The organism is Stenotrophomonas sp. UBA7606, assembly GCF_002477705.1.
Taxonomy (GTDB): Bacteria; Pseudomonadota; Gammaproteobacteria; order Xanthomonadales; family Xanthomonadaceae; genus Stenotrophomonas.
In genome coordinates this window covers 1-16,960 of sequence record NZ_DLJW01000110.1, presented here as the reverse complement: position 1 = coordinate 16,960, position 16,960 = coordinate 1, and the positions used below count along the sequence as shown (strand labels likewise).

Annotated in this window: 11 protein-coding genes and 1 riboswitch; of the genes, 7 read left to right on the top strand and 4 right to left on the bottom strand. The window is 63.7% G+C overall.

The features are described 5' to 3' along the window. Positions 1-7 precede the first annotated feature (7 nt). Positions 8-1,711 carry a gamma-glutamyltransferase gene (gene ggt / locus B2527_RS13700; protein ID WP_293714389.1) on the top strand — a complete coding sequence of 568 codons (1,704 nt, stop codon included), beginning with the start codon at positions 8-10 and terminating at the stop codon, positions 1,709-1,711. A 92-nt stretch (positions 1,712-1,803) separates the two neighbouring features. Here ggt and B2527_RS13695 read toward each other — a convergent pair whose 3' ends face one another. Next, positions 1,804-3,381: a BCCT family transporter gene (locus B2527_RS13695; protein WP_293714387.1), complete on the bottom strand. Its 1,578-nt coding sequence runs from the start codon at positions 3,379-3,381 to the stop codon at positions 1,804-1,806. Between the two features lie 215 nt (positions 3,382-3,596). Continuing rightward, positions 3,597-3,698, top strand: a riboswitch (TPP riboswitch). 115 nt (positions 3,699-3,813) lie between these two features. Between B2527_RS13695 and thiC the strand changes: the two genes are divergently transcribed. The 6 genes from thiC to B2527_RS13665 all read left to right on the top strand — a co-directional run bounded on the left by thiC (position 3,814) and on the right by B2527_RS13665 (position 13,560). Further along, positions 3,814-5,688 (top strand): phosphomethylpyrimidine synthase ThiC, encoded by a 1,875-nt coding sequence (thiC, locus tag B2527_RS13690; RefSeq protein WP_293714385.1) that lies wholly within the window; start codon positions 3,814-3,816, stop codon positions 5,686-5,688. A 104-nt stretch (positions 5,689-5,792) separates the two neighbouring features. Continuing rightward, positions 5,793-6,374 (top strand): DUF4136 domain-containing protein, encoded by a 582-nt coding sequence (locus B2527_RS13685; protein ID WP_293714383.1) that lies wholly within the window; start codon positions 5,793-5,795, stop codon positions 6,372-6,374. A 50-nt stretch (positions 6,375-6,424) separates the two neighbouring features. After that, a complete protein-coding gene (locus B2527_RS13680; protein ID WP_293714381.1) occupies positions 6,425-7,102 on the top strand; it encodes an ion channel in 678 nt (225 codons plus the stop codon). A 235-nt stretch (positions 7,103-7,337) separates the two neighbouring features. Continuing rightward, positions 7,338-9,629, top strand: a complete 2,292-nt coding sequence (locus B2527_RS13675) for a winged helix-turn-helix domain-containing protein (RefSeq protein WP_293714379.1) — start codon at positions 7,338-7,340, stop codon at positions 9,627-9,629. Positions 9,630-9,743: 114 nt separating this feature from the next. Next, positions 9,744-10,640: a helix-turn-helix transcriptional regulator gene (locus B2527_RS13670; protein ID WP_293714377.1), complete on the top strand. Its 897-nt coding sequence runs from the start codon at positions 9,744-9,746 to the stop codon at positions 10,638-10,640. Positions 10,641-10,701: 61 nt separating this feature from the next. Beyond that, complete coding sequence (locus tag B2527_RS13665) at positions 10,702-13,560, top strand: TonB-dependent receptor plug domain-containing protein (RefSeq protein ID WP_293714375.1); 2,859 nt, start codon at positions 10,702-10,704, stop codon at positions 13,558-13,560. Between the two features lie 168 nt (positions 13,561-13,728). On the opposite strand, the gene B2527_RS13660 is transcribed toward B2527_RS13665, so the two are convergent. The 3 genes from B2527_RS13660 to B2527_RS13650 form a co-directional block, all read right to left on the bottom strand. After that, positions 13,729-14,844 (bottom strand): HDOD domain-containing protein, encoded by a 1,116-nt coding sequence (locus tag B2527_RS13660; protein WP_293714373.1) that lies wholly within the window; start codon positions 14,842-14,844, stop codon positions 13,729-13,731. Positions 14,845-15,005: 161 nt separating this feature from the next. Continuing rightward, on the bottom strand, positions 15,006-15,551 hold the full coding sequence (ppa, locus tag B2527_RS13655) for an inorganic diphosphatase (RefSeq protein ID WP_293714372.1): 546 nt from the start codon (positions 15,549-15,551) through the stop codon (positions 15,006-15,008). A 308-nt stretch (positions 15,552-15,859) separates the two neighbouring features. Further along, positions 15,860-16,960, bottom strand: a 1,101-nt coding sequence (locus B2527_RS13650) for a sodium/proton-translocating pyrophosphatase (protein WP_293714371.1), incomplete at its 5' end; no start/stop codon positions are given.

Genomic DNA, 16,960 nt, shown 5'->3' with positions numbered 1-16,960 from the left:
ACCGACCATGTTGCGTACGACGCTGTTGTTGAGCCTGCTGTCCGTTCCTTTTACAGCGGTGGCGGCGGATCGCGTCACCGGCTACGACTTCGCCACGCGCTCGGAGGTGATCGCACCGACCGCCATGGCTGCCACCTCGCAGCCCTTGGCCACGCAGGTGGCGTTGGACGTGATGAAGGGTGGTGGCTCGGCGGTGGATGCGGCCATTGCCGCCAATGCCGCGTTGGGTCTGATGGAGCCGACCGGCAATGGCATTGGGGGTGACCTGTTCGCCATCGTGTGGGATCCGCGCAGCCAGAAACTTTATGGCTACAACGGTTCGGGCAGGTCACCGCGTTCGCTGACCCTGGCCGAGTTCCAGCGCCGGGGTTTGAAGGAAATCCCGGCCACCGGGCCGCTGCCGGTGTCGGTGCCCGGTGCGGTGGATGGCTGGTTTGCGCTGCATGAGCGATTCGGCCGCAAGCCCATGGCTGACAACCTGGCCCCGGCCATCGCCTATGCCCGCAACGGCCACCCGGTGGCCGAGGTGATCGCCTACTACTGGGACCGCTCGGTGCCCAAGCTGTCGCAGTACCCTGGCTTCAAGGAGCAGTTCACCATCGACGGCCACGCGCCGCGCAAGGGCGAGCTGTGGCGCAACCCCAACCTGGCCAATACCCTGCAGCAGATCGCCGACGGCGGCCGCGACGCGTTCTACAAGGGGGCCATTGCCCGCAGCATCGGTGACTACTTCAAGGCCAATGGTGGCTACCTGAGCTATGAGGACATGGCGGCACATCAGGGCGAGTGGGTGGAGCCGGTGAGCAGCAACTACCGTGGCTACGACGTATGGGAGCTGCCGCCGAACAGCCAGGGAATCGCCGCCCTGCAGATTCTCAACGTGCTGGAAGGCTACGACTTCTCGAACATCCCGTTTGGTTCCGCCGAACACATCCACCTGTTCGTGGAAGCAAAAAAGCTGGCGTTCGCCGACCGTGCCCGCTTCTATGCGGATCCGGCATTTTCCCCGGCCCCGGTACAGCGCCTGATCTCCAAGGACTACGCCGCACAGCGCCGTGCGTTGATCTCGATGGACAAGGCCTTGAAGGAAGCGCAGCCGGGTACGCCGAAACAGTTGCAGGAGGGGGACACCATCTACATGACCGTGGCCGATGGCGACGGCATGATGGTCTCGTTGATCCAGTCCAACTACCGCGGCATGGGCAGTGGCATGGCGCCGCCGGGGCTGGGTTTCATCCTGCAGGATCGCGGCGAGATGTTCGTGCTGCAGAAGGATCACCCCAATGGTTACGCGCCGGGCAAGCGCCCCTTCCAGACCATCATCCCGGCCTTCATCACCAGGGACGGCAAGCCGTTTGCCAGCTTTGGCGTGATGGGCGGCGCGATGCAGCCGCAGGGGCATGCGCAGATCGTGATGAACCTGGTGGATTTCGGCATGAACCTGCAGGAGGCCGGCGATGCGCCGCGTATCCAGCACGAGGGTTCCACCGAGCCGACCGGACAGGCGGTGGCGATGCGTGATGGCGGCGAAGTGAACCTGGAAACCGGCTTCAGCTGGGAAACCGTGCGTGGCCTGATGCGCAAGGGGCACCGGGTAACGTTTGCCGATGGCCCCTACGGTGGTTACCAGGCGATCATGCGTGATCCGGAAACCGGTGTGTACTACGGTGCCTCGGAGAGCCGCAAGGACGGGCAGGCGGCGGGCTACTGAGTCCGGCGCCCGAGGAAGCTCAGGTGATGCTGGTGCCGCTGCCTCCTGCTGCCGGCGGACAGAGGGGCAGGCATGGTAGCGCCTGCGCTGTCTCAATCCCCGCCGACATTGCGCGAGGCTTCGGCGCGTGCATCCTCCTGCGCGGCCTGCTCGCGTTCGATCCATGCCTCGATCAGATGCCGTGCGCGCTGCGCCAACCGGCGCTGGCGGTTGTACTCGGCGTCCAGCACGCGGTACAGCGACACCATTACCAGCACCATCAGCGCGGCGAAGGGCAGGGCCGCGATCGTAATCATGCCCTGCAGCGCATCCAGGCCGCCGGCAAGCAGCAGCACTGCGGCGATCAGTGCGATTGCCACGCCCCACACCAGCTTGCGTGACAGCGGTGGATCACCGGCGTCGTCGGTGGACATGCTGGCCAGGACCAGCACGGCCGAGTCGGCCGACGTGACAAAGAAGATCATCAGCAGCACCAGTGCCAGCCCGGACAGCAGCAGTGGCGCGGGCAGGCTGTCGAACAGGGTGAACAGGACCGTCTCATAGCCATTGCCCAGCGCCTGGACCAGGTCGGCATGGCCAAACAGCTGTGACCACAATGCCGTGCCACCAAACACCGAGAACCAGAGGAACCCGAGCAGCGTGGGGGCCAGTACCACGCCGACCACGAACTCGCGTACGCTGCGCCCGCGTGATACGCGGGCGATGAACGCGCCGACGAACGGTGCCCACGCAATCCACCACGCCCAGTAGAAGATGGTCCAGTCGGCCACCCAGGTGCTGCCGGAGAACGGCGACATGCGCAGGCTCATGGTGACCAGCTGGTTGAGGTAGGAGCCCAGCGTGGTGGTGAAGGTGTCGAAGATGAAGCCGGTCGGGCCGAGCACCAGCACGGCCGCCAGCAGCAGGGCGGCCAGTGCCAGGTTGAAGTTGGAAAGCCACTTGATGCCGCGCTCCACGCCGCTGGTGGTGGATATCATGTACAGCACGAAGGCCACCACGATGACGGTCAGCTGCAGGGGCACATCGGCGCGCAGGCCGAATACCCGTTGCAGGCCGGCGGCGATCTGGATGGTGCCAAAGCCCAGCGTGGTGGCCACGCCGATCGCAGTGGCCACCACTGCGGCGATGTTGACCAGCTTGCCGGCTGCGCCGCGATGATGGCGGCCGATGACCGGCTGCAGCATGTCACTGACCAAGCCGCGACCGTTGCGGTTGTACTGGAACCAGGCCATCGCCAGGCCGATCAGCGCATAGATCGCCCATGGATGCAGGCCCCAGTGGAAGAATGCATAGCGCATCGCGGCCCTTGCCGCGTCCATGCTCTGCGGCGGCAGCCCTTCCGGCGGTGTGACGAAATGCGAGATCGGCTCGGCCGCACCCCAGAACACCAGCCCGATGCCCATCCCGGCCGAGAACAGCATCGACAGCCAGCTGCCACGCGAGAAATCCGGCTCGGCATCCTCACCACCGATGCGCAGGTTGCCGAAGCGCCCGAATGCCAGGTACAGCAGAAAGCTCAAGGTCAGGAACACGATCAACAGGTACATCCAGCCAGCGCCGCGCACGACCTGTGCCAGCGTGGCCTGCACCACGTCATTGAACGGACCGGGCGCGAGGCCGGCGATCAGCACCAGTACCGCGACCAGCGCGATGGAAACACGAAACACCATGAAGGAGCGTCTCCGGCAGGAAGGATCCAGGGCAGCGCGCAAGCGCTTGCAGAACGCCGGCGAGAGACCGGGCAGCGGGTGCTGGAAGTGTGCCAGGACGTCGCCAGCGGGTGCCCCACGCCGCCTCTGGATGGTACGCAAGCGCATGTCACGGTTCTGTTAGCCGACGCCGCCGCGCCGCATCGCCCTGTGATCGCGGCTTTATGGTCTAATGCCGCCCGAAGCGGGGGTACCGCAGCCTTTGGGCCGCGGTTGAGACATACCCTTCGAACCTGATCCGGTTCATACCGGCGTAGGGAAGCTTTGTGTGCTGCCAGTCGATGTGCCCGTGATGGGCCAGGGCCCGGTGGCGTGCGCCTTCGCTTCGTTCCGTCATGCGAATCCCTCGCGTGGCCTTCGCACCCCGCGTGCGGACAGACAGGACGAACGCCCATGAATGCACAGCCCAGCCTGCAGCAACAGGCCCAGCAACTTTCCGAGTCGGTGACCCGGCCGATTCCCGGCTCGCGCAAGATTTTCGTTGCCGGGTCGCGCGCGGACCTGCAGGTGCCGATGCGCGAGATCGCGCAGACCCGCACGCCGACCTTGTTCGGTGGCCAGGAGAATCCACCGGTTACGGTCTACGACACCTCCGGCCCGTACACCGACCCGCAGGCCAACATCGATCTGGCCGCCGGGCTGGCGGCAGTACGGTCGCGCTGGATCGAAGAACGTGGCGATACCGAGCAGCTTGCCGGGCTCAGTTCCGCGTTCGGGCGCAGTCGCCAGCACGATGCCCGGCTCGATGCGGTACGCTTCCCGGGCCGCGCATTGCCGCGCCGTGCCATTGGCGCCGCCAATGTCACCCAGATGCATTACGCGCGCCGCGGTATCGTCACCCCGGAGATGGAGTACGTTGCCATCCGCGAGAACCAGCGGCTGGACGCGGTACGCGATGCCGGTCTGCTGGCGCAGCATCCGGGCCAGAGCTTTGGTGCGAACATCCAACAGTTCATCACGCCGGAGTTCGTACGCGACGAGATCGCGCGCGGGCGTGCGGTACTGCCGAACAACATCAACCATCCCGAATGTGAGCCGATGATCATCGGCCGCAACTTCCTCACCAAGATCAACGCCAACATCGGCAACAGCGCGGTGTCCTCGGGTATCGCCGAGGAAGTGGAGAAGCTGGTGTGGGCGATCCGCTGGGGCGGCGACACGGTGATGGACCTGTCCACCGGCAAGCACATCCACGAAACCCGCGAGTGGATCGTGCGCAACTCACCGGTGCCGATTGGCACGGTGCCGATCTACCAGGCGCTGGAGAAAGTGGATGGCCGTGCCGAGGAGCTCAACTGGGAGATATTCCGCGACACCCTGATCGAACAGGCCGAACAGGGCGTTGACTACTTCACCATCCACGCCGGGGTGCTGCTGCGCCACGTGCCACTCACCGCGAAGCGGGTGACCGGCATCGTCTCGCGCGGTGGTTCGATCATGGCCAAATGGTGCCTGGCGCACCACAAGGAAAACTTCCTTTACACGCATTTCGAAGACATCTGCCAGATCATGAAGGCCTACGATGTGTCCTTCAGCCTCGGCGACGGTCTGCGCCCGGGTTGCATTGCCGATGCGAACGACGCCGCCCAGTTCGGTGAACTGGAAGCGCTGGGTGAACTGACCCGTATCGCCTGGAGGCACGATGTGCAGACCATCATCGAAGGTCCCGGGCATGTGCCGATGCACCTGATCAAGCAGAACATGGACAAGCAGCTGCACGAATGCGGCGAAGCGCCGTTCTATACCCTCGGGCCGCTGACCACCGACATCGCGCCGGGCTATGACCACATCACCAGTGCGATCGGTGCAGCGATGATCGGCTGGTATGGCACCGCGATGCTCTGCTACGTGACGCCCAAGGAACATCTTGGGCTGCCCAACCGGCAGGACGTGCGTGACGGCATCATGGCCTACAAGATCGCCGCCCATGCCGCTGACCTTGCCAAGGGCCACCCCGGCGCACAGGTTCGCGACAACGCACTGAGCAAGGCGCGCTTCGAGTTCCGCTGGGAGGACCAGTTCCACCTGGGCCTGGATCCGGAGAAAGCCAAGGAGTTCCACGATGAAACCCTGCCCAAGGACGCACACAAGCTGGCGCACTTCTGCTCGATGTGCGGCCCGCATTTCTGTTCGATGAAGATCACCCAGGACGTGCGCGAGTACGCGGCCGAGCAGGGGGTTGACGAGGCGCAGGCGCTGGTGGCGGGCATGGCCGAAAAGTCCGCGCAGTTCCTGGCCGAGGGCGGCGAGGTCTACCGGGCCGGATGAGCCGGGCGGCGGCGGAATCGGCGGCTCGGTTCCCCCGCCGCGCTTGACACCGCAATAGCCCGGCTCGTGCTAGCGTTCTGCCATCCAACGCAGGGGTAGCCGCCATGAAAGTTCGTGTCGTTTCCCGTTTCGTCATGCTGATGCTGGTTCTGCTGCTGGGCGCCTGTGCCAGCACGCCGCGCGTGGCCAGCCAGGCCGATCCCAGTGCGGATTTCTCGCGCTACCGCAGTTTTGCGTTCTTCACCCCGCTGGCGCTTGAGCAGCACGGCTATACCACCATCACCAGCAACCGCATCCGCGCCGCGGTGCGCATGCAGATGGAGTCGCGCGGTTATCGGTTTGACGAAGCCAACCCGGACCTGTGGGTGAACCTCAACGCCTACCTGCAGGACAAGACCCGGGTAACCACCATGCCCGAGGTCGATTACGACTACTACTACAGCTATCGCGCCCGCAGTTATGTCGCGGTGCCCTACTGGCGTGACCGTACCGATGTGCGCCAGTACACCGAGGGTACGCTCAACGTGGATGTGGTCGATGTACGTCGCAAGCAGTTGGTATGGGAAGGTGTTGCGGTAGGCACCGTGGGTCGCTTTGACCCGGCAAAGCAAGGTGAAAAGATCGATGCGGCGGTGGCCGCCATTTTCGCCAGCTATCCCTACCGTGCCGGTGCTGCTTCCAACTGACGCCATACGCCGTCGCCACGGACCGCTGAGTACGCACAAGGACCGCCTGCATGCAGACACGTTTGAGATGGCTGGTGCTGGCCCGCAAGCACCCGTCAGCGTGGTTGCTTGCCGTGCAGCTGCTGGGGGTGCTGCTTTACCCGGCCATGGAGCACATGCCGGCAGGGCGGGCATTGTTCGGCGCTTTCGGCATGGCCGTACTGGGCTTGGCGGTATGGGTGGTGCGTCGCAGTCCGCTGGGTATCTGGTTGGCGCTTACCCTGGCCATACCGGCGGTGGTGTTTTCGGTGGCGGGGGCCCTGCTGCAGCGCTACTCACTGACCGCCGTCGCACAGATTTTCGAATGCCTGTTGTATTTCTACACAACCTGCAGCCTGATCGCCTACATGCTGCAGGACCACAAGGTGACGCGGGACGAACTGTTTGCCGCGGGAGCAACGTTCACCCTGCTGGCCTGGGCGTTTGCGTTCGCGTATTCAGTTTGTCAGCACTTCTACCCGGGCAGTTTTGTTGCCACCAGCGAGGGCGATTTCAGAAGCTGGGTGGAGTTGCTTTATCTCAGCTTCAGCTTGCTCTCTGGCGTTGGTCTGAGTGATGTCGTGCCGGTGCATCCGCAGGCACGTGCATTGGTGATGCTGGAGCAGTTTGCAGGCGTGATGTACGTTGCTTTGGTGGTCTCGCGGCTGGTGGGCCTGACCATTTACAAAGCAGAGAAAACTGAACGCTAGATAAAAAAATCGCGCCATACGGCGCGAATTTTGTAGCGAATTATGTGAATTCGTCGGCGAGAGAGAGCCTGTTGTCTTCCATGCGCAAGCGCGTGGGTACAGCGATAGAGTAATATCGGTTCCAGTAGAAACATTTGCTTCTTCCGTTGATGCCTTTTGCGGATTCTGGCGGTTCGGCGCGTGGCGCGGGACCGGGCACGGGATGTGTCCAGCGCGGTTTTTTGTTTGATCGTCCATGTCCAGCTTCGATACCCAGACCCCAGCCACCGATCGGCTGCGTATTGGTGACTGTGTGGTGGTGCTCTCCTCGCGGGAGGTCCACGCGCCCAATACGCACAAAGTGCATCGCATAACTCCCAAGAGCGTCGGCGTTCTGCTGGTGCTGGCGCGGCGTGCCGGGCAGGTGGTGACGCGCGACGAACTGTTCGCGGAAGTGTGGCCGGATACCTTGCCGACCAATGACGTGCTGACCCAGGCGGTCACGCAGTTGCGCAAGGTCTTTGCCGGCGGTGATGAGGCGACACCTTATATAGAAACGATTGCCAAGACAGGCTATCGCCTGCTGGTGCCCGTGGCCTGGGAGCAGGAGCCGCAGGCCACGGAACTGCAGGGCCTGGAAGAACCTGCGTCAGCGATGGCCCCCGTCCCGACGGCATCTGTATCGATGCGCAGCACGCAGCGGCGGTTGCGCAGGTATGTGCTGTGGGCCATCGGTGTAGGCCTGCTGCTCAGTACCGTGTTGATGGCATGGTTGCTGTGGCACAACGCTGCTGCCACCGATGCGATCGACGGTGTGGTGGCAAATACCGCCAGCGGTTCACGGGTGCTGGGCAGCCCGCAGCGGCCCTATCGGCTGATCACCTCCACCGCCGCTTACGAAACCCAGCCCAATCTGTCACCCGACGGTTCACTGGTGGTATTTGCACGCGAGGACGCCACGCGCTCCTCGTTGTGGATCCAGAGTACCGGCAATGCCACCGCCAGCCGCCTGTTGCCGGCACCGGAAGGGGTTTCCGACCGCTTCCCCGTATGGTCGCCGAACGGCCGCCAGATTGCCTTTGCGCGCTTCCATCCCGATGGTGCCTGCGAGGTATTGCTGGTGTCTGCGACGGGGGGTAATCCACGCCGAGCGACCCGTTGCGATGGTACCGACATGCTGAGCTTTGACTGGTCCAATGATGGGCGCCGGTTGCTATTCGGTTCGATGACGGGGCGCTATGCCAGCGCCGGCATCCGCCTGCTGGAACTGGATTCGGGACGCTGGTCGTCCATCGCCTATGCGAAGGGCGTCGACGATTTTGACTACGCGCCGCGTTACTCGCCGGATGGCAGGCAGATCGGCTTTGTGCGCAACCCGCAGGTCGGCGACATGTGGGTGATGGACGCCGATGGCCGCAATGCGCGGCGGCTGACCAATGATGCTGCCGAGATCCGCGGTTGGACCTGGCTTGTAGCGGGCGAAATGGTATTTGGCAGGCGGGTGGACAGTGAGTCACGCCTGTACCACCTGGACGTGGGCAGCGGGGTGCTGCGTGACATGGGGCTGGACGATGCCCAGAGCCCGGCCGCTTCCCGTCATGGTGGCAATCTGGCCTTTACCCGTGACCAGCCGCAGGTGGCGCTGTTCAAGGTGCCGTTGGGGAGTGCCGACGTGGCGCCGCAGCGGCTGTTTGCCTCCTCTGCCCGCGACGGGCAGCCGATGATCGCGCCTGACGGCAAACAGCTGGCTTTCACCTCCGACCGCTCGGGTGCATTTGCCGTGTGGTGGGGGCGGGTAGGGCACCCCGATACGCTGCAGATGATCGAAGGCCTGCGCCCCGAAGCGCGCCAGCCGATGACCTGGTCGGCGGACTCACGCAGCCTGCTGGTCAGTGGCCGTGACAGCGAAGGTGTGCCGGGTATCTACGAGGTAGTGCCTGAGGAAGGTCACTGGAAACGGTTGCCGGTGCCGGTGAACGAGCCATTGCAGGCGATATATGGGCCGCAAGCGGACAGGTTGTGGGTGATCGAGCGCGATGACGCGCAGCGCATGCAGCTGTCCCTGTTCGACCGTACGCAGACACCGTGGAAGCGCGTGGCTACGTTGGAAGGGGCGTCCCAGGTGCGCTTCGACGTGACAGGCAACAGGTTGCTGTTCACCCGTCTGGCCAGCGGTGGCCTATGGCAGGTTGCGCCGGATCTGGCGGCGGCCAGCATCAAGCCGGTGCAGGCCGAGGTGCCCAGCCGCTGGCGTTACCGTAGTTGGGCGGTGGCGGCCAATGGCGCGGTGGAGTACCTGCACATCGGCAACACCTGCACCAGCCAGCTCAGCTCCATTGATGGCGACGGTGCCAGCCAGTGCCTGGATGACCAGCGCTTCAGTTCAGGCAATGGCTTCAGCCTGTCGCCGTCCGGGGACGCGGCCTACGTCGCTTTTGTGGTGGCGGACGGGGGCGATATCGGCGTGATGCGAATCCCGGCGCGTCCGCCGCGCCGCCTCATCGGCGTGGCCAAGTGGTTGCCCTGGTTGGGAAAAATGCTTTCGTAATTCTTTCGGATGCCGCTCGGGAAGATTTCGTAGGGATCTCGCCAGACTTTCCTGATAGCGATCGCCACATTTGGCAAAACCTTCGGCCATTGAAGGCAAATGATGGTGAGTGGCATGCGGCAGGTTTCCTGGGTGGATCGCGGGCAGTCGGTTTCGTTCGAGAAGGCGGACGATGGCCCGCGCCCGGCATGTGTGGGCGTGGCGCGGCTGGGCAGCCTGCAGACCTCCGGCACGGTGTTCACGATCTGGTTGCAACTGCGTGGCAGTGCCTGGGTCGAATCCAAGGAAGGCAAGTTCCGCCTGCGGCAGCGCGAATGGATTGCGTTCGAGAAGGAATCGCGGCCGTTGATCCAGGCCGGCCGTGATGGCATCTGCGTGGGCGTGAGCCTGGATGCCGATGCCCTGCGCATGCTTGGCACGCTGGATTGCAATGTGTTCACCGGCCGTGGCCGCATGAGCCTGGGTGAGGCGCGGCTGGCACTGCGCCTGTGGCGCGAGGCCCAGGAACCTGGCGGCACCATCCACCAGCTGCGCCCGTTGCTGCTGCATCTTGCTTCGCTGCAGCGCGAGTTGCTGGGCAATGTGCAGCGTTGCCCCGGCCGCTCGCGCATCCGCAAGCGCCAGGTGTTTGGCCGCATGCAACGTGCGCGCATGTATCTGGAAGGCAATAGCCACCGGGTAGTACGCATTGGTGAGCTGGCCGAGTTGACCAACTTCTCCAGCTGGTACCTGTCCAAGACCTTCCAGAGTCTGTATGAAGAGAGCCCGCAGTCCTTGTCGGCACGGTTGCGCCTGGAGCGCGCGGCCATGTTGTTGCGTGATACCGACATGATGATTGGTGAAGTGGCCTCGGCCAGCGGCTTTGACAACTGCTGCAGCTTTGCGCGTGCTTTCCGCGCGCGTTTTGGCACCTCGGCAACCCGTTATCGCGACATGCCCGAAGCGTTGAAGCCAGACTCGGCAAAGTCTAAGGACGGCTCAGGCAAAACCAAGGCGGCGGTACGAACGTAACGTTCAGGGGTGTTTAACACACCGCTAACTTTGTCGTTTGTTTAGCTCTTTGGAGAGATTGATGAAGCTTCGTAATTCTGCAGTGCGGTTGGGCTTGCTCCCGGCCGGCATTGCCATTGCCCTGACCCCGGCTTTCGCCTCGGCGCAGGAAACTGCTGCCGGCGCCACCACCCTGGACCGCCTGGAAGTCACTGGCTCGCGTATCCGCGGCGCCAACATGGAAACCCAGCAGCCGATCCTGACCCTGAGCCGTGAGAACCTGGAAAAGCAGGGCTTCACCTCGGTCGCCGACGTGCTGCAGAACATGACCTCTGCCGGTTCCCCGGCGATCTCGCGTTCGGAAGCCCTGGCTTCGGGCGAGAACGTGGGTGGTTACTACATCGACATCCGCAACCTGGGCGCAACCCGCACCTTGGTGCTGATGAACGGCAAGCGCCTTGGCGCTACCTCGGGCGGCTACCAGGATCTGAGCCAGATCCCGATGTCGGCCATCGAGCGTATCGAAGTCCTGAAGGACGGCGCTTCGGCCATCTACGGTTCGGACGCGATCGCCGGCGTGGTCAACGTGATCACCCGCAAGCGTTTCGACGGTGCTGAAGCCCAGGTCTACCTCGGCCAGTACGGCGAAGGCGACGGCGAAACCAACCAGTACTCCTTCACCATGGGCTCGGAAGGCGAGCGTGGTGGTATCACCTTGTCTGCTGAATACTCGAAGCAGGATCCGGTGATGGCGACGGACCGTTGGTTCTCGCGCGACGGCGGCAAGGGCCCGAACACCACCGCAGGTGATCTGAGCCCGATCGGTCCCAACGGCGTGTGGTGCGACCCGCGCGTATTCGGCGACTGCAAGCCGGCCAAGGGCAAGCCGACCCCGATCTGGCAGACCCTGAACCCGGGCGGCGATCCGACCAACCCGAACGACTACCACCCGCTGACCGCGGATGAGTATGCCAATGCCAACCAGCAGATGATGCTGCAGACCGGCATCGAGCGTAAGTCGGTTTATGTGAACGGTAACTACGACTTCACCGACAACATCTCGTTCAACGCCGACATCCTGTACAACGAGCGCACCACCGATCAGCAGATCGCTGGTTACCCGTACCAGTCGCAGTCGTTCGGCACCCCGCTGTCGGCTGACAGCGCGTTCAACCCGATCGGCCAGGACGTCGAGTTCCGTCGTCGCCTGTGGGAAATGCCGCGTACCACCGAGAGCAAGCTGAAGACCCTGCGCTTTGCGCCGACCGTCAGCGGCTTCTTCGAGTTCGCCGGCAAGTCCTTCGACTGGAACGTTGGCGCGCTGTTCAACCGCAACGAGTCGACCAAGACCAACCACGGCGACATGAGCCTGATCGCGGCACGTCAGGCGCTGGGCCAGTCCTTTGTCGATGCTGATGGCGTTGCCCGTTGTGGCACCGCTGCCAATCCGATCGAAGGCTGCTACGCCTGGAACCCGCTGTTGCCGGCCGGCGTTGCTGGCCCGGGCTCGCTGGACAACAAGGACCTGCAGAACTTCCTGTTCCCGTCCTTCACCACCACCGGCGTGACCAAGACCACCTCGTTCACCGCTGACCTGGCCGGTTCCATCGTGACCCTGCCGGCTGGTGATCTGGGCTTCGCGATTGGTGTGGAACACCGTGAAGAAGAAGGCCGTTTCGTGCCGGATGCCTTCATGCAGTCGGGCGAGTACACCGGCCTGGGCCAGACCACCACCAACGGCAAGTACGAGCTGGATGAGGTCTACCTCGAGCTGAACATCCCGGTGCTGGCTGACATGGCCTTTGCCAAGGAGCTGACCGTCAACGTTGCTGGCCGTTACTCGGACTACAGCAACTTCGGTGACACCGTGAACGGCAAGTTCGGCATCACCTGGCGTCCGCTGGACGAACTGCTGGTCCGTGGTACCTATGCCGAAGGCTTCCGTGCTCCCTCCGTCGACAACCTGTACGGCGGCCTGGGTTCCAGCTTCGAGAAGTACACCGATCCCTGCTCCGTTGACGTTGCAGGTAGCGTGGCCGGCAATGCCGCTTGTACGGCTGCAGGCGTTGCTCCGACCTACGTCCAGCTGGGCCAGGGTCTGACCCCGTGCACCACCTGGCCGTGCGCTACCCCGGACCAGTTCATCTCCGGTTCCAACCCGAACCTGCTGCCGGAAACCTCCAAGAGCAAGACCGTTGGTCTGGTTTGGAGCCCGCGTTGGGTGCAGGGTCTGGATATCTCGCTTGACTGGTTCAACTACCAGATCAAGGACATGATCATCTCCGACAGCGTCGACCGCATCCTGCGCGACTGCTACGTGCTGGGTAATTCCGCACGTTGCGAAGGTATCGTGCGTGAGGCGGATGGCCACATCAGCCAGCTGTTCTACGGCCTGGCCAACTTGGGCCAGATGGAAACCGAAGGTTACGACCTGGGCGTGAAGTACCGTCTGCCGGAACTGGCAATCGGCCAGATCAGCCTGGATTGGCAGACCACCTATACCGCCAAGTACGATGAGCAGAACCAGAATTCCGCCGGTGAGAACATCACCAGTGGCTTCGTGGGCTCGCCGGGCATCTTCCGTGTGCGTTCCAACCTGGGCGTGAACTGGGAGAAGGGTGACTGGGGTGTCAATTACACCGCCCGTTACTACTCCGGCATGAAGGAAGACTGCATCTCGACGGCCGATGGCTGGTGTGATCTGCCCGACCGTTACCAGAACGGCGAGTGGGCACCGCTGCGTACCACCGGTTCGAACACCTTCCACGACCTGCAGGTCAGCTACAAGGCTCCGTGGGACGCCACCATTGCGGTTGGTGCGAACAATGTGTTCAACCACCGCGGTGCGCTGCAGTACTCGGCACCGAACAGCGACTTCGCTTACTACGGCGGCTTCGATATCGGTCGTTACGTGTACCTGAAGTACACCCAGCGCTTCTGATCCATCGAAGTACGCTGAAGCAACAAGAAGGGGTGGGCCTTGCGGCCCACCCCTTTTCTGTTGCGTGCGTTCGCGTGCCTGAAGCCTGCATGCCGGTGCTTTGGCCGCTGCAGATACGACAACGGCCGCGGAAGCGGCCGTTGTCGTATCTGTTGGTTGGCAGGGGCCTCAGGCTTCGACGCTGATCTCCAGCAGGTTCTCGGCCTGCTCGCGCCATTGCTCAAGCTTGGGCAACATGCCGACGTTGGCCAGGTACTGCTCATCGACCGCATGGCCGGCCGCCAGCGCGGTGGCGACGTGCACGGCCCCTGCCACCCAGAAGCTGCGGACGTTGGAGCGACCCGGTTGCAGCTGGAAGGCGACCGCCTCGATGATCGGCATCGGCAGGCCCCACAGGCCCAGCAGGTAGGCGCCTGCCTCGGCGTGGCCCGGGCGCGGGTCATCTTCGGCGGCGGGCTGTCGTTCGTCGCGCACGCCGGGCAGCAGCAGGCCGATATCGGCCAGCAAGGCCGCCGTGGCCCCCAGCTCGGCGCTGGAAGCCGGCAGCAGCCTGGCTGCCAGCCGCGAGGCCATCAGGGCCCGCGTCTGCAGCGCGTTGCGCTCCGGGCCGGACACGCCGGGCAGGGCGAAGACCTCGCTGGCCAGCACCAGGTCGCGCAGCGTGGACAGCCCCAGGCGGGTGACCGCGCCGCGCAGGTCGGAGATCGCACGGCCGTTGTTGAAGAACGCCGAATTGGACAGCTGCAGCACCTTGGCTGCGATCGCCGGGTCGGCAGCGACCAGCTTGGCGATTTCGGCTGCGTTGCTCTCCTCGTCTTCTTCCAGGGCGTGCATCAGGCTCAGGTAGAGGTGCGGCGGCGAGGGCAGCTTCTCGATGCGACCAATGGCCTGGCGCAGGTGCGGGCTGTCCAGCAGCTCGCGCAGTTCTTCCAGGCTGGTGAGTGCTTCCAGCAGGACTTCCGGGGACAGTGGCAGCGGCAGGAAGCGATGGGCGACGCCGATGATGCGTGCCGAGGGCGCGCGCTGCGGGTTGTTGCCATCGATCAGGGCAATACGGATGGTTTCCGGGCGCAGGGTGCGGATCTGGCCGAGCAGGGTGGCCGGGGCCAGGTCGGGCAGCAGCGGCGCAACGATGATGGCGTCGATGGTCGCCGAGGCGACAGCGACGATCGCGGCGCTGCCGTCGGGCACGGACTGCACCTCCCATTCATCGCCCAGATCACCGATGTATTCGAGCAGTTCGGCAGACAGTTCGGCTTCGCCGCCGATTAACAGGATTCGCAAGACACTTCCCCTAGAAAAAACCCACGAGCGCACACAAAAACAGGCCGGGTTACCGGCCTGTCAATGTATCCAATCGCTGTAAAACGGTCATGCACGGCACCGGCGAAACGTGATGCCTGTCGCTGCGCGCTGACGTCTATTACGGTGCCCGTAGGCCTGGATCAGACTTCCTCTTCCTGCTTGGCCAGGAAGGTCTTGTGGGCGTCGGTCAGGATCTGCTTGGCTTCGGCAGCGTTGCCCCAGCCTTCGATCTTGACCCACTTGCCCTTTTCCAGGTCCTTGTAGTGCTCGAAGAAGTGGCCAATGCGTTCCAGCCAGTGGCTGGACACCTGGTTGATGTCTTCGACGTGGGCATAGCCATTGAAGATCTTGGCGACCGGCACGGCCAGGATCTTCTCATCGCTGCCAGCCTCGTCGCTCATCTTCAGCACGCCGACCGGACGGCAGCGCACCACCGAGCCCGGGACCAGCGGCAGCGGCAGCACCACCAGCACGTCGGCCGGGTCGCCGTCGCCGCACAGGGTCTGCGGCACGAAGCCGTAGTTGCAGGGGTAGCGCATCGGGGTGGAGAGGATGCGGTCGACGAAGATCGCGCCGCTTTCCTTGTCCATTTCGTACTTCACCGGCTCCGAATCCTTCGGGATCTCGACGATGACGTTGATTTCTTCCGGCGGGTTCTTGCCCGGCGAGACCAGTTTCAGGCCCATTGCGCTGACTCCGAATCGTAGTGTTTGGGGAAAACGCCCATTCTACGCGTCAGCTTATTGCGCCGCATCAAGCCTGACCAATGGCTAAGGCGGGTTGCGGGCTCTCTTTTTTAATTTTCAATAAAAACATTCACTTAGGTGTTTTCGGAGTGGTGCCATTCCCACCTCTCCCCAACCCCTCTCCCGCAAGGGGAGAGGGGCTCAGCTTCTGACAAATGGCGGCACCCCCTGCAATTGCAGTGTGAAAGCCCCTCTCCCCTTGCGGGAGAGGGGTTGGGGAGAGGGGGGCAGGGCGCGCCTGGTTTCGATTACAACAACGGCACCAGCAGCAAGGCCACGATATTGATGATCTTGATCAGGGGGTTGATGGCGGGCCCGGCGGTGTCCTTGTAGGGATCGCCGACCGTATCGCCGGTTACCGCCGCCTTGTGCGCCTCGCTGCCCTTGCCGCCGAAGTGACCATCCTCGATGTACTTCTTCGCGTTGTCCCAGGCGCCGCCGCCGGTGGTCATCGAGATCGCCACGAACAGGCCGGTGACGATGGTGCCGATCAACAGGCCGCCCAGCGCCTTCGGGCCCAGCAACAGGCCCACCACCACCGGTACCACCACCGGCAGCAGGGAGGGCAGGATCATTTCCTTGATCGCCGAGCGGGTCAGCATATCCACCGCATTGTGGTACTGCGGCTTGGCGGTGCCCTGCATGATGCCCGGGATGTCGCGGAACTGGCGGCGCACTTCTTCCACCACCGCGCCCGCCGCGCGGCCGACCGCTTCCATCGCCATCGCACCGAACAGATAGGGGATCAGTCCGCCGATCAGCAGGCCGATGATCACCGTGTGGTCGGACAGGTCGAAGGCGAAGGTTTCACCCGGATGCGCGATCTGCAGGTTGTGGGTGTAGTCGGCGAACAGCACCAGCGCCGCCAATGCCGCCGAACCGATCGCATAGCCCTTGGTGACGGCCTTGGTGGTGTTGCCTACCGCATCCAGCGGATCGGTGATGTCGCGGATGTCCGATGGCAGTTCGGCCATCTCGGCAATGCCGCCGGCGTTGTCGGTGATCGGCCCGTAGGCGTCGAGGGCGACGATCATGCCGGCCATCGACAGCATTGCCGTGGCGGCAATCGCAATGCCGTACAGGCCGCCGAAGTGGAACGCCGCCCAGATCGCCACGCATACCGCGATGACCGGCAGCGCGGTGGATTTCATCGATACGCCGAGGCCGGCGATGATGTTGGTGCCATGGCCGGTCGTCGAGGCCTGCGCCACGTGCTGTACCGGCTTGTACTGGGTTCCGGTGTAGTACTCGGTGATCCAGACGATCAGGCCGGTCAGTACCAGGCCGATCAAGGCGCAGATATACAGGTTGGTGGCGCCGTGGCTGGAGTCGGCCATCAGCTGCGTGGT